Raw genomic sequence first — 14,014 nt, 5'->3', positions numbered from 1 at the left:
GCTAAACTTCCAGGACGTACCGCTGTCTGTAGGCGGATCAAGCCGGATGGAAACCTGATGGATATGCCCGAGAGTCAACCGTCGTCGCGGCTGCAGCAGGCCTTCACGCGTCTGCGCGAAGAACTGCAGCAGAGCATCGTCGGCCAGCCGCACCTGATCGACTGCCTGCTCGTCGCGCTGCTCGCCGACGGCCACCTGCTGGTGGAAGGCGCGCCGGGCCTGGCCAAGACCACCGCGGTGAAGGCGCTGGCCGGGCGCATCGAGGCGGATTTCCACCGCGTGCAGTTCACTCCGGACCTGCTGCCGGCCGATCTCACCGGCACCGACATCTTCCGTCCGCAGTCGGGCAGCTTCGAATTCGAACGCGGCCCGCTGTTCCATAACATCGTGCTGGCGGACGAGATCAACCGCGCGCCGGCCAAGGTCCAGTCCGCCCTGCTCGAAGCGATGGCCGAGCGCCAGATCACCATCGGCCGCAGCACCTGGCGGCTGCCCGAGCTGTTCATGGTGATGGCCACGCAGAATCCGATCGAACAGGAAGGCACCTTCGCGCTGCCCGAAGCGCAGCTCGACCGCTTCGTGATGCACGTGACCATCGGTTATCCGGACGCCGCCGCGGAACTGGCCATCCTGCGCCTGGCGCGCGAACAGGCGCGGCGCAGCTTGCATCCGCAGCCGGAGCCGCCGCCGACCTTGAGCCAGTCCGACGTGTTCGCCGCGCGCGAAGCGGTGCTGGCGGTGCATATGGCGCCGGCGCTGGAGTCGTACATCGCCCAGCTGGTGCTGGCCAGCCGCGATGCCGACGCCTACGGCCCGCAGCTGAAGCGCTGGATCGCCTGGGGCGGCAGCCCGCGCGCCACCATCGCGCTGGACCGCTGCGCCCGCGCGCATGCCTGGCTGGCCGGCCGCGACTACGTGCTGCCGGAAGACGTGCATGCGCTGGCCCACGACGTGCTGCGCCATCGCATCCTGCTCAGCTACGAGGCCGAAGCCGAAGGCATCCGCAGCGACCAGGTGGTGACGCGCCTGCTGGAGCTCGTGCCCCTGCCGTGAGCGCCGTGTTGCCACCCGCCGCGGACGGCGACGGACGCGCCAGCGTCGCTCTCGCCGAACTGCTCGCCCTGCGTGCCCGCGCGGCGCGCAAGCCGCTGTCGCCGCGCCGCAGCCGCGCCACGCCGTCCGGCCCGCAGGCCAGCCGCGTGCATGGCCGCGGCATGGATTACGCCGAATCGCGCGCCTACCAGCCCGGCGACGACATCCGCCGGCTCGACTGGCGCCTCACCGCGCGCAGCGGAAAATTGCACACCAAGCTGTTCCAGGAAGAACGCGAAGGCCGCCTGCTGGTGCTGCTGGATACGCACGGCAGCATGCGCTTCGGCACCCGCGCCCGCTTCAAGTCGGTGCAGGCGGCGCGTGCCGCGGCGCTGGCCGGATGGCTGGCCGCGCGTGCCGGCGAGCGCGTCGGTGCGCTGGCCTTCGGCGAACGCCGGCATCTGCTGCGTCCGCAGGGCAGCACACGCGGCGCGCTGGCGCTGTGCGGCGCGCTGGCGGCGTGGGATGCGGAACGCAGCCCCGCCGCCGCGGCGGAGCCGCTGTCCGAAGCGTTGATGCGCGCCGGCCGCCTGATGCACGGCGCCAGCCGGGTGCTGCTGATCAGCGACGGCCTCAGCGCCGACGAAGCCGCGAAGGGCCGGCTGATCGACCTCGCGCGCCATACCGACGTGTCCGTGCTGATCGTCGGCGACGCATTGGAACTGGCTTCGGCGCCGCCCGGCCGCTATCCGCTGGAACACGGCGGCCTGCGCCGCGAAGTGGTGCTGTTCGGCGATCGCCAGCGCCGCGATTTCCAGCAGGCGCTCGGCGCCGGACAGATGAAGCTGGCCGCGCTGGCGCGCTCGCTCGGCCTGCCGCACCGCGTGATCGACACCGTCGCCGATCCGCTCGACCCCGTCGCCGCGCTGCTGGCCGGCGCGAAGGCCGGCGCATGATGCCCGCCGCCACGCCGCCGCCGGACGGCCCGGTCCTGCGCGATATCCATCTGCCGCCGGATCCTTCGTGGTGGCCGCCCGCACCGGGCTGGTGGATGCTCGCCGCGCTGCTCCTGATCGCCGGCGCGCTGACCTGGTGGCTGCTGCGCCGGCGCCGCCTGCAGCGCGAACGCATCGCCGCCGCGCTCGCCGGTATCGACGCGCTCGAACGCGCGCACGCCGAGCAGCCGCAGCGCCTCGCTGCCGAATTGCATCAACTGCTGCGGCGCGCAGCGCGCGCCTACGATCCGGCCGCCACGCATCATCGCGGCGACGCATGGCGTCGCTGCCTTGCACGGATTCCCGTCGATGCAACAACGCTGGATCGCCTCATCGCACTCGAAGACGCCATGTTCCGCCCGTCCACGCGCAGCGCGGACGTCGCCGACATCGCTGCCGCCACGCGCCGCTGGCTCGCGCTGGCACTGCAGCCGCGCCGCACCAGACGGCTGATCGCAGCGCAGGGGGCCGGCCGTGCTTGAATTCGCCTGGCCCTGGATCGCCTTGCTGTTGCCGCTGCCCTGGCTGCTGTGGCGCTGGCTGCGCCCGGCCGCGCCGGGGCAGGCGCTGCATCTGCCGCATCCGCAATTGCGCCTGGCGGTGGTCGCGCAGAATGCGCGCGAGGGCGGCCGCATGTGGTGGCTGGTGCTGGCCTGGATCTGCCTGGTCGCCGCGGCCGCGCGGCCGCAGTGGGTGGGTCCGCCGCAGGCGCAGCAGCGCAGCGGGCGGGCCATGATGCTGGCGGTCGACCTGTCCGGCAGCATGCGCCTGGAAGACATGAAACTCGCCGGCCAGGCGGTCAGCCGCTTCGGCGCGGTCGAAGCGATCGCCACCGACTTCATCGCGCGCCGCAGCGGCGACGAAATGGGCCTGATCCTGTTCGGCACGCGCGCCTTCCTGGTCACGCCGATCACCTACGACCTCGGCGCGGTCAGCGCGCAGCTGCAGGGTTCCACCGTCGGCCTGGCCGGCACCGAGACGGCGATCGGCGATGCGGTGGCGGTGGCGGTGAAGCGTCTGTCCGCGCTGCCGGAACAGGCGCGCGTGCTGGTGCTGCTCACCGACGGCGTCAACAACGCCGGCAGCATCGCGCCGCTGGATGCGGCGCGCGCCGCCAAGGCGGCCGGCGTGCGCGTGTACACCATCGGCATCGGCGCCACCGAAATGCGCGTGCCGGATTTCTTCGGTTCGCGCGTGGTGAATCCCTCCGCCGACCTGGACGAAGGCATGCTGCGCACGATGGCCTCGCAGACCGGCGGCCGCTATTTCCGCGCCACCGACACCAGCGAGCTGGCCGCGGCGTACCACACCATCGACACGCTCGAACCGATGCCGCAGCACGGCCCGGAACTGCGCCCGCGGCACGAACTGTTCGACCGCCCGCTGCTCGCCGGCATGGTCTGCTTCGTGTTCGCCATCGTGCTCACCCGGCGCCGTAGCGGCGCAAGGGCGGCCGCATGATGGCCGCCTTGCACGACTTCCACTTCCTGCATCCGTGGTGGCTGCTCGGCCTGCTGCTGGCGCCGCTGGCCTATGCGCTGGCCGCGCGCGGCGGACAGGAACGGCGCGAGCTGGCGCGGCTGGTCGATCCGGAGCTGCTGCCGCACGTGCTGTACGGGCAGGGCGGCCACAGCCGCTGGCCGGCGGCCTTGCTGGCGTCCGGCGCGGTGCTGGGCTTTCTCGCGCTGTCCGGGCCGGCCTGGGACCGCGTGGCTTCGCCGCTGTACGCCAGCCGCGCGGCGCAGGTGGTGGCGGTGTCGTTGTCGCGGCACATGCTGGCCAAGGACGTCGCGCCCAGCCGCATCGACCGCGCGCGCTACAAGGCGCGCGATCTGCTGGCGGCGAACCGCGGCGGCCTCAACGGGCTGGTCGCCTATGCCGGCGAATCCTTCAGCGTGGCGCCGCTCACCTCCGACGCGAACGCGCTCGACGACCTGCTCGACTCGCTTGCCCCCGACACCATGCCCACCGACGGCAACGACGCCGCTTCGGCGATCGAACGCGCCGCCGGCATGATCCGCGCGGCCAAGGCCGGCAGCGGCCGCATCGTGCTGATCACCGACACCGCCGATACGACCGCGCAGGAAGCCGCGCGCAAGGTGCGCAACGAAGGCATCAGCGTTTCCGTGCTCGGCGTCGGCACGCCGCAGGGCAGTCCGGTGCCGGACGGCGACGGCGGCCTGCTGCGCGACGCTCATGGCGAAGTAGTGGTGACGCGCCGCGACGACGATGCGCTGCGCGCGCTGGCCGCCGCCGGCAACGGCCGCTATGTGCCGATGAGCGACGACAACCGCGACATCGCCGCGCTCAAGCCGGGCGATGCCGGCACGCAGGACATCGTGCGCGCCGACGGCGAGCACGGCGACCAATGGCAGGACCGCGGCCCCTGGCTGCTGCTGCCGCTGCTGGCGGTGCTCGCGCTGGCGTTCCGCCGCGGCTGGCTGCTGCTGGTGCCGCTGGTGGCCTTGCCGCTGCTGCCGTCGACCGCGCAGGCCGGTACATGGAGCGATCTCTGGCGCCGGCCGGATCAACAGGCTGCCGCCGCGCTGCGCCAGGGCGATGCAAAACGCGCGCAGGAACTGGCGCGCGATCCCTCGCTGCGCGCCGCAGCGGCCTACCGCAGCGGCGATTACGCGGGTGCCGCGGCCACATGGCAGGACAAGGCCGGCGCCGATCCGGCCTACAACCTCGGCAACGCACTGGCCAAACAGGGCCGCTATAAGGAAGCCATCGAAGCCTACGACCGCGCGCTGAAAGCCGACCCCGCGAATGCCGACGCCAAGGTCAACCGCGACGCCGTCGAAGACTGGCTGCGCAAGCATCCGCCGCAGGACCAGCCCAGGCAGGACGACAAGCAGAAGAAGAAAGGCGACGGCAAGGGCAGCGACAAGGACCAGGCCGGCAAGGGCGACGACCGTCCCGACGAAAAGAAAGAAGGCGAGCAGAAACCCGGCCAGAACGAATCGAAAGACGGCGGCGGCCCCGATTCCAAGCGCGACTCTTCCGGCCAGGCCAAGCAGGACGGCAACGCGGCCGAGAAACCCGGGCAGGGCGAAGCCAAGCCGCCTTCTGCACAGGAACAGGCCGAACAGAAAGCGCGCGCCGAAGAGGCGCGCAAGGCGCTGAGCGCGCAGATGGATCAGGCCCTGCGCGAAGGCAAGCAAGGCGAGCGCGAAGGCACCCACGAACTCGGCGCGATGTCGCCGGACGACCCGCAGGCCAAGCTGCCCGCCGACGTGCGCCGCGCGCTGCAGCGCGTGCCCGACGACCCCGGCGCGCTGCTGCGCCGCAAGTTCGAACTGGAATACCGGCAGCGCCATGGCGGCGCCGGGGAGGAAGATTGATGGCTTCGTCGCGCCTGCGCTGGTGGCTGTGCCTGCTGCTGTGCTGCCTGCCCTGGCTGGCTTCCGCGGCCGACGTGCGCGCGGTGCTCGACCGCGGCAGCGTGCAGCTCGGTGAAACCGTCACCTTGAATCTGAAGGTCTCCGGCGGTTCGGTCGGCACGCCGGATCTGTCCGTGCTTGAAAATGATTTCGAGGTGCTGGGCACCTCGAGCAATTCCAGCCTCAGCATCGTCAACGGCAAGCGCACTTCGGAATTCACCTACGGCATCGCGCTGCGGCCCAAGCATGTCGGCCGCCTGACCATTCCCGCCATCGCGCTCGCCGGCGGCAGCACCGAGCCGGTGCAACTGGAAGTGACGGCGCCCGATCAGCAGGCCGCCGCGGCCGCGGGCAAGGACGTCTTCGTCGAAGCGGTGGCCGAGCCGCGCAGTGCCTATGTCGGCCAGCAGATGTCCTTCGTGGTGCGGCTGTTTTTCGCCGCCAGCCTCAGCAATGGCGCGATGGACGAGCCGCAGGCCGACGGCGCGGAACTGAGCAAGCTCGGCGACGAGGGCAACTACCAGGCCGAGCGCGGCGGCCGCCGCTACAACGTGATCGAGCGCCGCTATGCGCTGATCCCGCAGCACGCGGGGCATATCCAGGTCGGCCCGGTCTCGTTCCAGGGCGAGCTGATCGACATGGCCGACCCCAACAGTTTCTTCGGCAGCACGCGCGCGATGTCGGCCGCATCCGCGCCGGTATCCATCGACGTGCGCGCCGTGCCCGCCGCCGCGGGCAAGACCGCGTGGCTGCCGGCGCGCGCACTGTCGCTGGCGATGGAAGCGCCGCCGGAATCGACCCAGCTGCGCGCCGGCCAGCCGCTCAATCTCACCATGACGGTGCAGGCCACCGGCCTGCCGTACGAATCGCTGCCCGCACTGAGCCTGCCGCAGATCGACGGCGCCACGGTGTATCCGGACAAGCCGGTCAACGGCACGCGCGTCGACGGCGTCTGGTTGTCCGGGCGGCGGCAGCAGTCGTTCGCGGTGGTGCCGGGCAAGCCGGGCGAGTTGGTGATTCCGGCCACTACGCTGACCTGGTGGAACACGCAGACGGACAAGGCCGAGGTCGCCACCATTCCCGAGCACCGCTACACCGTGCTGCCGGCCGTGGGCGCACCTGCCACGGCGGCGTCGGCCGCGGCACCGGAAGCGACGGAAGCACCGGTCGCCGCCACTACGTCGGCAGGCGCCACGCCGTGGCGCTGGATCGCGCTGGGCAGCATCGGATTGTGGTTGGCCACCTTGCTCAGCTGGTGGGCACTGCGCCGCGCCAAACCGGCGCAGCGCAAGCCCGCGGCGGAAGCCCCGGCCAGCGACCGCCAGCGCCGCGCCGCCTTCCTCGCCGCCGCGCGCGGCAACGATGCGGCTGCACAGGCGCACAGCTTGCTTGCGTGGGCGCAGACCGAACGTCCCGGCCTGGCGAATCTCGGCGCGCTTGCCGTAGCACTCGCTTCGGCGCCGCAGCGCGAAGCCATCGCCGTCCTGCAGAAGCGCCTGTATGCGACCGATGGCGCCGCGCTTTCCGGCGAGGCGCTCGCCGCGGCTTTCCGCGACGGTTTCCAGTGGCATACCGCGGCGCCGCCGCCGGCCGATCCATCCGGCCTGCCGCCGCTTTATCCGTTCAAGCTGGACTGAGCGCCGCGCGCCACACCGCAGCCATGCGCGCGTCGAAGCAGCACAGCAATACACGCAGATCGCCATGCTCGCGCAGGTCTTCGCGCAGCGTGGCGGTAGCCACCGCCGCGGCCTGTTCCGCCGGATAGCCATACACGCCGCAGCTGATGGCAGGAAACGCGATGCTGGCGATGCCGCGCGAGCGGGCTAGGCGCAGGCTTTCCCGGTAGCAGCTGGCCAGCAGCGCAGGTTCGCCCTCGCCGCCGCCGTGCCATACCGGCCCCACCGTGTGGATCACATAGCGCGCGGGCAGGGCGAAGCCCGAAGTGATGCGCGCCAAGCCGGTCGGGCAGCGCACGCCGGGCGAGACCTGCGGCAGCGCGCGGCAGGCTTCCAGCAGGGCGGGGCCGGCGGCGCGGTGGATGGCGCCGTCCACGCCGCCGCCGCCGAGCAGGCCGGAGTTGGCCGCGTTGACGATGGCATCTACATCGAGCTGGGTGATATCGGCGATGATGATTTCGATGGCCATGGCGATAAACGCTATAACGAAAGCCGCTATGTCGTGATTGGCGTGGTCTCGCAGGTTTTTGCGCCGTATGCTTGCCGCCGGGGCGCCCCGGAGGGGCGGAGGGTTCGGGAAACACATGAAGACTGAAGACATCTCGTTCGGCTATCTGCTCAACGACGTCACCTTGCTGTTCCGCAAGCATTTCGACCGGCGCGCGGTGAAATTCGGTTTGACACGCGCGCAGTGGCGCGCGACCAAGGTGCTGTACCACCGCGAAGGCCTGCGCCAGACCGAGCTGGCGGAATTCCTGGAAATGGAGCCTATTGCCGTGGGCCGCGTGATCGACCGCCTGCAGGCGGCCGGCTTCGTCGAGCGCCGCGCCGATCCGCGCGACCGCCGCGCCTGGCGCCTGTACGTGACCGAGCAGGCGCGCGGAGTGATCGCGGACATGGAGCTGATCGGCCGCGGCCTGCGCAAGGACGCCACCAAGGGCATCGAGCTGCACGAGATGCAGCAGGCCATGGACGTGCTCAATCGCATCAAGGACAACCTGCAGGCGCTGGACCAGCCCGGCGACTCGGAAGATCCTGCGACGGGCTAACCTTACGCCATGCTTACGCCGGTCATGCCAGTGCCATTGGTCCTTGTGAGACTTTAGGAATTCTCCCGGCATAGTACGGGTCTTTTGAGCGTGCACGACGCGCCCTTCCTTTAAGTCCCGGCGAAGGATCGCGGGTCAGCATGCGTTGCGATCCTGGGAGGGAGCGCGGCGCCGGCCGAACAAGTCTGAGAGTTCCCATGCCCTGGAAGAAACTGCTCCTCATCGTGCTGGCAGTGGCGCTGCTGGGCGTCGCCATGCTCGTGTTCCGCGGCCGCCACGAAGCCACGCCTGCGCTGGGCAAGGGCGGCGGCGCACAGGCCGGCGAAGTGCCGGTGCAGGTGGCCACCGCCACGCGCGGCGACGTCGACCTCAGCCTGAAGCTGGTCGGCCGCGCCGAAGCCTTCTCCACCGTGACCTTGCGCTCGCGCGTTTCCGGCCAGCTGCAGACCCTGGCCTTCAAGCCCGGCGCGCAGGTAAAGCAGGGCGAGCTGCTGATCCAGATCGACCCCAGCCTGCTCAAGGCGCAGCTCGACCAGGCGCGCGGCACCGTGGCCAAGGACCAGGCCCAATTGGTAAAGGCGCAGGCCGACCAGCAGCGCTACACCGACATGCTGGCCAAGGGCTTCGTCTCCAAGGCCGACTACGACACCTACCAGGCCAACCTCGGCGTGGCCAAGGCCACCTTGCAGAGCGACCAGGCCCTGCAGGAAACCGCGCAGACCCAGCTCGACTACGCGCGCATCGTCGCGCCGTTCGACGGCGTGATCGGCTCGCCACTGGTGTGGCCGGGCGCGCAGATCACCGCCGACAGCACCGACATCGTGGTGCTCAACCAGATCGAACCGATCCGCATCGCCTTCAGCATCCCCGAGGAAAGCCTCGCCGCGCTGCGCGCCGCGCAGGCGCGCGAACAGGTCGCCGTGCAGGCGGCCATTCCCGGCGACAAGGGCCAGCCGCTCGGCGGCACGCTGGAATTCATCGATAACGCGGTGGATGCCACCACCGGCACCATCGTGGTGAAGGGCCGCTTCGAGAACACCGACCACCGCCTCACCTCCGGCCAGTTCGTGCAGGTGACCCTGCCGACCACGCGCATCGCCAACGCGGTGAGCGTGCCGGTGGAAGCGCTGCAGAGTTCGGCCAAGGGCAGCTTCGTGTTCGTGCTGGGCCACGACGGCAAGGTGCAGCAGCGCTACGTCACGCCGGGCCCGACCGCCGGCCAGCGGCAGGTGGTCGACAAGGGCCTGGAGGCCGGCGAGCAGGTGGTGACCGAAGGCCAGATGCTGCTGGTCGACGGCGCGCGCGCCAAGGTCAAGGCGGGAGGCGGCTGACGCCATGAGCCTGCCCGAGCTGTGCATCCGCCGACCGGTGATGACCACGCTGCTGATGGCGGCGCTGCTGGTGTTCGGCATCGCTGCGTATCCGCGGCTGGCGGTGAACGAACTGCCCAACGTCGACTTTCCCACCATCAGCATCAGCGCCAGCCTGCCGGGCGCTTCGCCGGAGACCATGGCCTCCGCGGTGGCCACGCCGCTGGAGTCCCAGCTGTCGACCATCGCCGGCATCAGCTCGATGAGTTCGACCAGCGCGCTGGGCTCCACCAGCATCACGCTGACCTTCGAGCTGGACCGCAGCATCGACGGCGCCGCGCAGGACGTGCAGTCCGCCATCTCCGCCGCGCTGCGCCAGCTGCCGAAGGAAATGACCACGCCGCCCACCTTCCGCAAGGTGAATCCGGCTGACGCGCCCATCATGTACCTCACGATGACCTCGTCCACCCTGCCGATGTCGCAGGTGGACGAGTACGCCGAGACCGAACTGGCGCAGCGCCTGTCGATGGTCGACGGTGTGGCGCAGGTGAACGTGTACGGCTCGCAGAAATACGCCGTGCGCGTGAGCGTGGATCCGGCGCGGCTGGTCGGCACGGGCGTGGGCATCGACCAGGTGCAGGCGGCGATCGCCGCGGCCAACGTCAACCAGGCTACCGGCTCGCTGTACGGCACGCGCCAGCAGCTGCCGATCCGCAGCGAAGGCCAGCTGATGCGCGCCGCCGCCTATAACGACGTGGTGGTGGCCTACCGCAACGGCGCCCCGGTGCGCATCCGCGACCTGGGTCGCGCCTTCGACAGCGTGCAGAACGACCTGGCGGCGAGCTGGTACAACGGCGAACGCGCCATCGTGCTGGCGATCCAGCGCCAGCCCGGCGCCAACACGGTGGAAACCGTGGACCGCATCAAGGCGCTGCTGCCGGGCTTTACCGCCGGCCTGCCGCCGTCGGTGAAGCTCAACACGCTGTACGACCGCTCGGTGTCGATCCGCGCCTCGGTGGACGACGTGCAGTTCACCCTGGTGCTGGCCGGTGTGCTGGTGGTGCTGGTGATCTACCTGTTCCTGGGCAATCTCTCCGCCACGCTGATTCCCGCCATCGCGCTGCCGATCTCGGTGATCGGCACCTTCGGCGTGATGTACGGGCTGGGCTACAGCCTGGACAACCTCTCCCTGCTGGCGCTCACGCTCGCGGTCGGCTTCGTGGTGGACGACGCCATCGTGATGCTGGAAAACATCGTGCGCCACATGGAAGCCGGCCTGCCGCCGTACGAGGCTTCGCTCAAAGGCGCCGGCGAGATCGGCTTCACCATTTTCTCGATGACGCTGTCGCTCATAGCCGTGTTCATCCCGGTGATGTTCATGGGCGGCATCGTGGGGCGTCTGTTCCACGAGTTCGCGGTGACCATCAGCGTGGCGATCCTGATCTCCGGCGTGGTGGCGATCACGCTGACGCCGATGCTGTGCAGCCGCTTCATCCGCGCGCACGACCATGAGAACAAGAACTGGCTGATCGCCGGCTTCGACCGCGGCTTCAACGCCGTGCAGCGCGGCTATGCCGGCAGCCTGCGCTGGTGCATGGACCGTCCGCTGGTGGTGCTGGCCGGTTTCGCGCTCAGCCTGGCGGCCACCGTGCTGCTGTTCTACGTGACGCCGAAGGACTTCATCCCCGCCGGCGACACCGGCCAGCTGCGCGTCACCACCGAAGGGCCGGAGGACGTGTCGTTCGACAGCATGGTGGCGCGGCAGCAGAAGCTTGCAGAGATCGTCGCTGACGACCCGAACATCGCCGGCTACATGTCCAGCGTCGGCGCGGGCGGCCCGCGCAGCACGGTCAACAACGGCTCGCTGCTGTTGCTGCTCAAGCCCGCGCAGGACCGCAAGCTCGGCCCGGACGGCATCATTCAGGAGCTGCGCAAGAAGTTCGCGCAGGTGCCGGGCATCCGAACTTATCTGCAGAACCCGCCGTCGATCCAGGTCGGCGGCCGCCAGTCCAAGGCGCAGTATCAGTACACGCTGCAGTCGATCGATCTGCCGCTGCTGTACGACTGGAGCGGGCGCATCACCCAGGCCTTCCAGCAGCTCGACGGTTTCCAGGACGTGACCAACGACCTGGATCTCAACAGTCCGTCGATCATGGTCGACGTCAACCGCGAGAAGCTCGCCACCCTGGGCCTGACCATGGCCCAGGTACAGTCGGCGCTGGGTTCCGCCTTCGGCCAGAACCAGATCTCCACCATCTACGGCGCGGCGACGCAGTACTGGGTGATTCTGCAGGTGTCGCGCACGCTGCAGAACGATCCGGACGTGCTGTCGCGCCTGTACGTCACCTCCGCCAGCGGCACCCTGGTGCCGCTGGATACGGTGGCTACGTTCCGCCGCCAGCCGCAGGTGCTCACGGTGAACCACCAGGGCCAGCTGCCGGCGGTGACGGTGTCGTTCAATCTGGCGCCGGGCGTAAGCCTGAGCCAGGCGGTGCAGCGCATCGATGCGTCGATGGACAAGATCGGCCTGCCCGCCACCATCAGCGGCAGCGTGCAGGGCACCGCGCAGGCCTTCCAGGATTCGATGCAGGGCATGGGCCTGCTGCTGTTGCTGGCGGTGTTCGTGATCTACCTGGTGCTGGGCATTCTGTACGAGAGCTTCATCCATCCGCTGACGATCCTGTCCGGCCTGCCGGCCGCGGCGGTGGGCGCGCTGCTGACGCTGGTGATCTTCAACGCCTCGCTGGACCTGTTCGCCTTCGTCGGCATCGTGATGCTGATCGGCATCGTGAAGAAGAACGCGATCATGATGATCGACTTCGCGCTGGAGCGTCAGCGCGACGAGGGGCTCGCGCCCGCGCATGCCATCTACGAAGCCTGCAAGGTGCGTTTCCGCCCGATCATGATGACGACGATGGCGGCCTTCGCCGGCACCTTGCCGATCGCGCTGGGCATCGGCGCGGGCGCGGAAACGCGCCGGCCGCTGGGCCTGGCGGTGGTGGGCGGCCTGGCGGTGTCGCAGGTGCTGACCTTGTATCTGACGCCGGTGATTTACCTCTATCTGGACCGGGTGCAGACGCGGTTTTCGAAGAAGAAGCAGGGGCCGGTCGAGGCGACCTGAAAACGCCCGGCGTAGGTTGGATCAGGCGCGCTGCCGCAACTGCTCGATCGCCTGCCTCACCTGCACCAGCCCCGCCGCCTGCGCATGCGCCGCATCGGCAATCTGCCCCACGCGCGCATTCACCTGTCCGGCCGAATCGACGATCGCATGCATCGCCGCACCCGCCTGCCGCGCGCGCTCGCTGCCTTCGCCCAGGGACTCGATGGTGTTCTGCACCAGCTCGCGGATCTCCTTGGCCGACTGCGCGCTGCGCTGCGATAGCGCGCGCACTTCCTGCGCCACCACGCCGAAGCCGCGGCCCTGTTCGCCAGCGTGTGCAGCTTCGACCGCGGCATTGATCGCCAGGATGGTGGTCTGGAACGCGATCGAATCCATCACGCCGATGATCTCGGCCATGTTCTGCGCGCGCCGGTCGATCTCGCCGATGGTGTCCACCAGCCGGTCCACCATCGAGCCACCCGAGCTGGCGCTGCTGCTGGCGTCGTGCGCCAGGCGGTTGGCGTTCTGCGCGTCGCCGGCGATCGCCGGTACGGTTTCGGCCAGCGAGCCGAGCGCGCTCTGCAGCATGTTCATCGCCACTGTCTGCTGGGTCACGTCGGTGGCGTACTTGACGATCTTGAACGGCTTGCCGGCCATGTCGAAGATCGGGTTGTAGGTGGCCTGGATCCACGCCTCCGAACCGTCCTTGCGCACGCGCCGGTACAGCCCCGCGTTGTATTCGCCGCGGCGCAGGCGCTGCCAGAAGCGCGCGTATTCCTCGCTCTCGCGTTCGCGCGGCTCGACGAACATGCGGTGGTGGCGGCCGGTCACCTCTTCGCGCGCATAGCCCATGGTGGCGAGGAAATTGTCGTTCGCCTCGAGAATGACGCCGTCGAGGTCGAAGCTGATCACCGCCTGTGCGCGGTCGATCGCCGCCAGCCGGCCTTCCATGTCGGCCGACTGCAGGCGCAGCTGGGTCACGTCGGTGGCGTGCTTGATCACCTTGCGCGGGCGGCCCGCGGCGTCGAGGATCGGGCTGTAGCTGCCCTGGATCCACACGCGGCGGCCGTCTTCGGCGATGCGTTCGAACTGGCCGGTGTAGTGCTCGCCCTGGCCCAGGCGTTGCCAAAAGTCGCGATAGGCCACGCCGTCGCGTTCCTCCGGCGTGACGAACATGCGGTGGTGCTGGCCGACCACGTCGTCGCGCGCATAGCCCATGGTGCGCAGGAAGTTGTCGTTGGCGTCGAGGATGTTGCCCGCGAGATCGAATTCGATGATGGCCTGGGCGCGGTGCAGTGCGGCGATCTGGCCTTGCAGGTCCGACAGCGAATGCGACGGATCGCGACGCGGCGCGAGCCGGTTCCATAGTTGATTCAGCACGACGTCCCCTCCCCGAGGTACGTACGACGGTAGTGATGGTCTTTCCCTGCCGCACCCCGCCGTCTTGCGCAGCGCCCCTCCGAAGGCGA

At 69.6% G+C, this 14,014-nt stretch carries 11 protein-coding genes; 9 read left to right on the top strand and 2 right to left on the bottom strand.

What is annotated here, in order from left to right; all coding sequences use genetic code 11:
- Positions 1-57: 57 nt before the first annotated feature.
- The 6 genes from KK141_RS08335 to KK141_RS08310 are packed head-to-tail and all read left to right on the top strand — an operon-like array spanning position 58 to position 7,047.
- Positions 58-1,053: a MoxR family ATPase gene (locus KK141_RS08335; RefSeq protein ID WP_214569279.1), complete on the top strand. Its 996-nt coding sequence runs from the start codon at positions 58-60 to the stop codon at positions 1,051-1,053.
- Positions 1,050-1,988, top strand: coding sequence for a DUF58 domain-containing protein (locus tag KK141_RS08330; RefSeq protein WP_214569278.1), 939 nt, complete (start codon positions 1,050-1,052; stop codon positions 1,986-1,988). Before KK141_RS08335 ends, KK141_RS08330 begins: the two co-directional genes overlap by 4 nt.
- A complete protein-coding gene (locus KK141_RS08325; protein ID WP_214569277.1) occupies positions 1,985-2,509 on the top strand; it encodes a DUF4381 domain-containing protein in 525 nt (174 codons plus the stop codon). Before KK141_RS08330 ends, KK141_RS08325 begins: the two co-directional genes overlap by 4 nt.
- Positions 2,502-3,488, top strand: coding sequence for a VWA domain-containing protein (locus tag KK141_RS08320; protein WP_168648014.1), 987 nt, complete (start codon positions 2,502-2,504; stop codon positions 3,486-3,488). The genes KK141_RS08325 and KK141_RS08320 overlap by 8 nt, the downstream gene beginning before the upstream one ends.
- Positions 3,485-5,371: a VWA domain-containing protein gene (locus KK141_RS08315; RefSeq protein WP_214569276.1), complete on the top strand. Its 1,887-nt coding sequence runs from the start codon at positions 3,485-3,487 to the stop codon at positions 5,369-5,371. The genes KK141_RS08320 and KK141_RS08315 overlap by 4 nt, the downstream gene beginning before the upstream one ends.
- Positions 5,371-7,047, top strand: a complete 1,677-nt coding sequence (locus tag KK141_RS08310) for a BatD family protein (RefSeq protein ID WP_214569275.1) — start codon at positions 5,371-5,373, stop codon at positions 7,045-7,047. The genes KK141_RS08315 and KK141_RS08310 overlap by 1 nt, the downstream gene beginning before the upstream one ends.
- Here the strand turns inward: KK141_RS08310 and KK141_RS08305 are convergent.
- Positions 7,034-7,555: an O-acetyl-ADP-ribose deacetylase gene (locus tag KK141_RS08305; protein ID WP_214569274.1), complete on the bottom strand. Its 522-nt coding sequence runs from the start codon at positions 7,553-7,555 to the stop codon at positions 7,034-7,036. The genes KK141_RS08310 and KK141_RS08305 overlap by 14 nt on opposite strands.
- Positions 7,556-7,670: 115 nt before the next feature.
- Here KK141_RS08305 and KK141_RS08300 point away from each other — a divergent pair, with 115 nt between their 5' ends.
- The 3 genes from KK141_RS08300 (at position 7,671) to KK141_RS08290 (ending at position 12,566) form a co-directional block, all read left to right on the top strand.
- Complete coding sequence (locus KK141_RS08300) at positions 7,671-8,135, top strand: MarR family winged helix-turn-helix transcriptional regulator (RefSeq protein ID WP_167252553.1); 465 nt, start codon at positions 7,671-7,673, stop codon at positions 8,133-8,135.
- 197 nt (positions 8,136-8,332) lie between these two features.
- The gene (locus KK141_RS08295; protein WP_214569273.1) at positions 8,333-9,466 is read left to right on the top strand and encodes an efflux RND transporter periplasmic adaptor subunit; all 1,134 of its coding nucleotides are present in this window, start codon (positions 8,333-8,335) and stop codon (positions 9,464-9,466) included.
- A 4-nt stretch (positions 9,467-9,470) separates the two neighbouring features.
- Entirely contained in the window at positions 9,471-12,566 is a 3,096-nt protein-coding gene (locus KK141_RS08290) for an efflux RND transporter permease subunit (RefSeq protein ID WP_214569272.1), read from the top strand.
- A gap of 21 nt (positions 12,567-12,587) precedes the next feature.
- Here the strand turns inward: KK141_RS08290 and KK141_RS08285 are convergent, their stop codons facing one another.
- Entirely contained in the window at positions 12,588-13,925 is a 1,338-nt protein-coding gene (locus KK141_RS08285) for a PAS domain-containing methyl-accepting chemotaxis protein (protein WP_214569271.1), read from the bottom strand.
- Between the last annotated feature and the right edge of the window lie 89 nt (positions 13,926-14,014).

The organism is Dyella sp. LX-66, from assembly GCF_018599165.1.
Lineage (GTDB): Bacteria > Pseudomonadota > Gammaproteobacteria > Xanthomonadales > Rhodanobacteraceae > Dyella_D > Dyella_D marensis.
This window is presented reverse-complemented; position numbering and strand designations above follow the sequence as displayed.